At 72.8% G+C, this 3,914-nt stretch carries 4 protein-coding genes; all 4 read right to left on the minus strand.

The features are described 5' to 3' along the window. Positions 1-1,610, minus strand: a 1,610-nt coding sequence (gene cutA, locus HKK72_RS37085; RefSeq protein WP_187239066.1) for an aerobic carbon-monoxide dehydrogenase large subunit, incomplete at its 3' end; no start/stop codon positions are given. Then, complete coding sequence (locus HKK72_RS37090; protein ID WP_315987632.1) at positions 1,607-2,224, minus strand: (2Fe-2S)-binding protein; 618 nt, start codon at positions 2,222-2,224, stop codon at positions 1,607-1,609. The genes cutA and HKK72_RS37090, both read right to left, overlap by 4 nt. Next, positions 2,221-3,099: an FAD binding domain-containing protein gene (locus tag HKK72_RS42570; RefSeq protein WP_187239067.1), complete on the minus strand. Its 879-nt coding sequence runs from the start codon at positions 3,097-3,099 to the stop codon at positions 2,221-2,223. The genes HKK72_RS37090 and HKK72_RS42570 overlap by 4 nt, the downstream gene beginning before the upstream one ends. Positions 3,100-3,102: 3 nt before the next feature. Continuing rightward, on the minus strand, positions 3,103-3,914 hold an 812-nt coding region (locus HKK72_RS37100), incomplete at its 5' end, for a solute carrier family 23 protein (RefSeq protein ID WP_315987633.1).

Here is a 3,914-nt window from a genome sequence, read left to right on the forward strand (position 1 = left end):
CGCGACGCGAAGGTACCGACGGCGTACCCGAACCGGCGCGTGTCCCCCGTGGTCACGTGCACGTCCTCGATGAGCACGCCGAGCTCGGACGCCACGATCTGGGCGAAGACGGTCTGATGGCCCTGACCCTGCGAGGTCAGCCCGGTGGACACGCGCACGCGCCCGGACGAGTCGATCTCGACGTGCCCGCCCTCGTACGGGCCCACCCCGGTGCCCTCGACATAACCGGCGATGCCGATGCCCACCCGGCGGCCCCGTGCCGCCGCCTCAGCGCGGACCTTCTCGAAGCCGTCCCAGTCGATGAGCTTCTTGGCCTTGCGCAGCAGTTCCGGGTAGTCGCCCGAGTCGTAGATCAGCGGCCGCCCGTCCTGGAAGATCAGGCCATGGTCGTACGGGAACTCGCCGGCCTGGATGAAGTTCGCCGCGCGCACCTCGGTGCGGTCGCGGCCGAGGAAGTCGGCGATGCGGTCCATCGTCCGTTCCATGCAGAAGACGCCCTGCGGCCGGCCCGCTCCCCGGTACGGCGTCACGATGACCGTGTTGGTGTAGAGGCTGGTGAACTCGACCCGGTAGGCGCCCGGCTTGTACGGGCCGAGCAGCTGCGTCGACGTGATGATCGGGATGATGATCCCGTACGGCATGTACGCGCCGTGGTCGTGCAGGATGCGCACGTCGAGCCCCAGCAGCCGGCCTTCGTCGTCGAAGCCGACCCGGACGAAGTGGATCTGCGCGCGTTCGTGGGCGGCGGAGATGAAGTGCTCCCGCCGGTCCTCGGTCCACTTGACCTCGCGGTCCAGCAGCCGCGCGGCCCACGGGACGAGCACCTCCTCGGGCCACGGGTGCACGATCTTGACGCCGAACCCGCCGCCCACGTCTGGTGCGATCACCTCGACCTTGGCCGGCGGCAGGCCGAGCCTGGCCGCGATGGCCGCGCGTACGCTCGTCGACGCCTGGGTCGAGGAGTAGACCCTCAGCGAGCCGTCGTCGGCGTCCCAGCGCGCGTAGACGCCGCGCCCCTCCAGTGGCGTGGACGCGCTCCGCTCGATGTCCAGCCGGAACTCCAGGACGTGCGGCGCCGCGTCGATCACCGCGGGCGCGCCGGCGCCGTCCTCGCCGGGGACCTCCTGCACCAGGTGCGCGCCGACGTTGCCCGGCACGTCGTCGTGCACGAGCGCGGCGGCGTCCTCCGCGTCGCGCAGCCCGATGACCGGCGGCAGCGGCTCGTAGGTCACCTGGATCCGCTCGACGGCGTCCTCGGCCACATAGCGGTCCTCGGCGACGACCATGACGATCGGCTCGCCCACATGCCGCACGAGGTCGCGGGCGAGCGGATGTCCCGTGCGGCCGTGGGTCAGGGCGGGATGCGGGATGAGCAGCGGCAGCGGCTCGCCCACCCGGTCCGGCAGGTCCTCCCAGGTGTAGATGGCGACCAGCCCGTCCACGTCCAGCGCGGCGTCGACGTCGATGTCGACGACGCGGGCGTGGGCGTGCGGCGACCGCACGAACGCGGCCGCCAGCGCACCGGACCCGAGGTCGTCGACATAGCGGCCCTGGCCGGTGAGCAGCCGCGGATCCTCGCGCCGCGCGATCGGTTCCCCGAAACCGCTCATACGGCGCCCCCCACGGTGTCGCCCGCCACGTCACCCGCGTCATCGCCGGCCGTGTCACCGGGCGCGTGCCGTACCGCGTGCTTGGCGGAGCGCAGGTGCCCGTCGCGGGCGTCCGCCCCGCTCGCCCGGCCCGCCTCGGTGATGAGCTCCGAGGCCCGGTGCACCGACTTGAGAATGTTCTGGTAGCCGGTGCAGCGGCACAGGTTGCCCGAGACGCCCTCCAGCACCTCGGCCTCCGAAGGCGCCGGGTTGTCCCGCAGCAGCGCCGTCACCGTGCAGAGGAAACCGGGCGTGCAGAAGCCGCACTGGAGCCCGTGGCACTCCTGGAACGCCTGCTGCACCCGCGACAGCGAGCCGTCCGTGCCCGCGAGCCCTTCCACCGTGGTGATCTCGTGGCCGCCCGCCGTCACGGCGAACATCAGGCACGAGCGCACCGGCTCGCCGTCGAGCAGGATCGTGCAGCAGCCGCAGACGCCGTGCTCGCAGCCGACGTGCGTGCCGGTGAGCCCGAGGTCGTGGCGCAGGAAGTCCGACAGCAGCCTGCGGGCCGGCACCATGGCGCTGCGGTGCACGCCGTTGACGGTGACCGCGACCTCGTGCCGCTGCTCCATCATGGATCTCCTCTCTCCAGGGCGTTCGCGGCGGCGGTGCGAAGAGCGCGTTCGGTGAGCACACCGGCCAGGTGCCGGCGGTAGTCGGCGCCGGCGTGGATGTCGGTCTCCGGATCGACGAGGCTCTGGGCGTGCGCGGCCACGGCCGCCCAGTCGCACGACGCCGCGGACCGGCGGCCCGCGGCCTCGGTGAGGTCGAGGACGAGCGGGGTCGCGGCGACGCTGAGGTAACCGGCGCGGGCCGACGAGACCCTGAGGTCGTCGTCGAGGACGACGACGGCGGCGACCCCGACCAGCGCGTAGTCACCGTGCCGCCGGGCCGTCTCGGCGAAGGCGGCCCCGCCTCGCGGGGGGAGCGCCGGGAAGAACGCCGACACCGCCAGCTCGCCCGGCCGCAGATCGGGCTCCAGCGGCCCGGTGAAGAACGCCTCCGCGGGGATCGTGCGCTGCCCCTGCTCGGACCGGACCTCGACGCTGCCGCCGAGCACGGCGAGGACGGCGGGGAGCTCGGCGGCCGGGTCGGCGTGCGCGAGACTGCCCACCACCGTGCCTCGATTGCGCACCACCGGATGGGCGACGTGGCGCAGCGCCTCGGCGAGCAGCGGCTGAGCGCGCGCCGACTCGGCCGAGCGCAGTACGCGGGAGTGCCGCGCCAGCGCGCCGACGCGCACCCCCTCGGCCGTCACCTCGACGGTGTCGAGCCCGGCGACCCGGTTGATGTCCACCAGCCGTCCGGGCGCGACGAGCCGCATGTTGAGCAGCGGGATCAGGCTCTGCCCGCCCGCGAGGACCTTGCCGTCGGAACCCGCCTCGGCGAGGACGCCCAGGGCCTCACCGAGGGTTCGCGGGGCGTCGTAGCCGAACGATGGTGGCTTCACGCGTCAGCCGCCGCTCCCGGGCGTCTTCTCTTCCGGTGCGTGGCCCGGCGGGTCAGGTACGGCGCTCGTCGCCGGTCCATCGGCCACCTCCTCGTGCGTGCCGGGCTTTCCGGCTCCGCGTTCCCCGGCCTCTGCCCCGTCAGGAGCTGTCTTGCCGGGGATCTCCGCGTCGAAACCGGCCTCACCGCCGGAGACCTCCCGCGCGTCCGCACGCGGGGCGATGGCGCGCAGCACGTGGTAACCGGCCAGCACGACGATCGTCCCGAGCGCGATGCCGGACAGGACGAAGTCATCGGTGATCTTATGGTCCACCGGGCCGACGGCGAGGATGACGCCCGCGGCGACGGGAACCATGTTGACCGGATCGGCGAAGTCGACCTGGCTCTCGATCCAGATCTTCGCGCCCAGCAAGCCGATCATCCCGTAGAGGATCACGGTGATGCCGCCGAGGACGCCGCCGGGCGTGGCCGCGACGAGGGCGCCGAACTTCGGGCACAGGCCGAAGAGAATCGCCACGGCCGCCGCGATGTAGTAGGCCGCCGTGGAGTAGACGCGGGTGGCCGCCATGACCCCGATGTTCTCGGCGTACGTCGTCGTCGGCGAACCGCCGACCGAGCTGGTGAGGATGGTGCCCACGCCGTCGGCGAAGACGGCCCGGCCGATGACCGGGTCGAGGTCGGTGCGGGTCATCGCCCCGACGGCCTTGACGTGGCCGGTGTTCTCGGCGATGAGCGCGATGACGGCCGGGAGCGCGAGCAGGATCGCCGACATCTTCAGGTCGGGCCCGTGCATGTCCGGCAGCCCGATCCAGTCCG

The sequence above is a fragment of the Actinomadura sp. HBU206391 genome (genome assembly GCF_014323665.1).
Lineage (GTDB): Bacteria > Actinomycetota > Actinomycetes > Streptosporangiales > Streptosporangiaceae > Actinomadura_C.

Excerpts from the sequence above, each read along its gene's own strand:
- HKK72_RS37090 (WP_315987632.1), bottom strand. The coding sequence starts at position 2,224 with ATGATGGAGCAGCGGCACGAGGTCGCGGTCACCGTCAACGGCGTGCAC.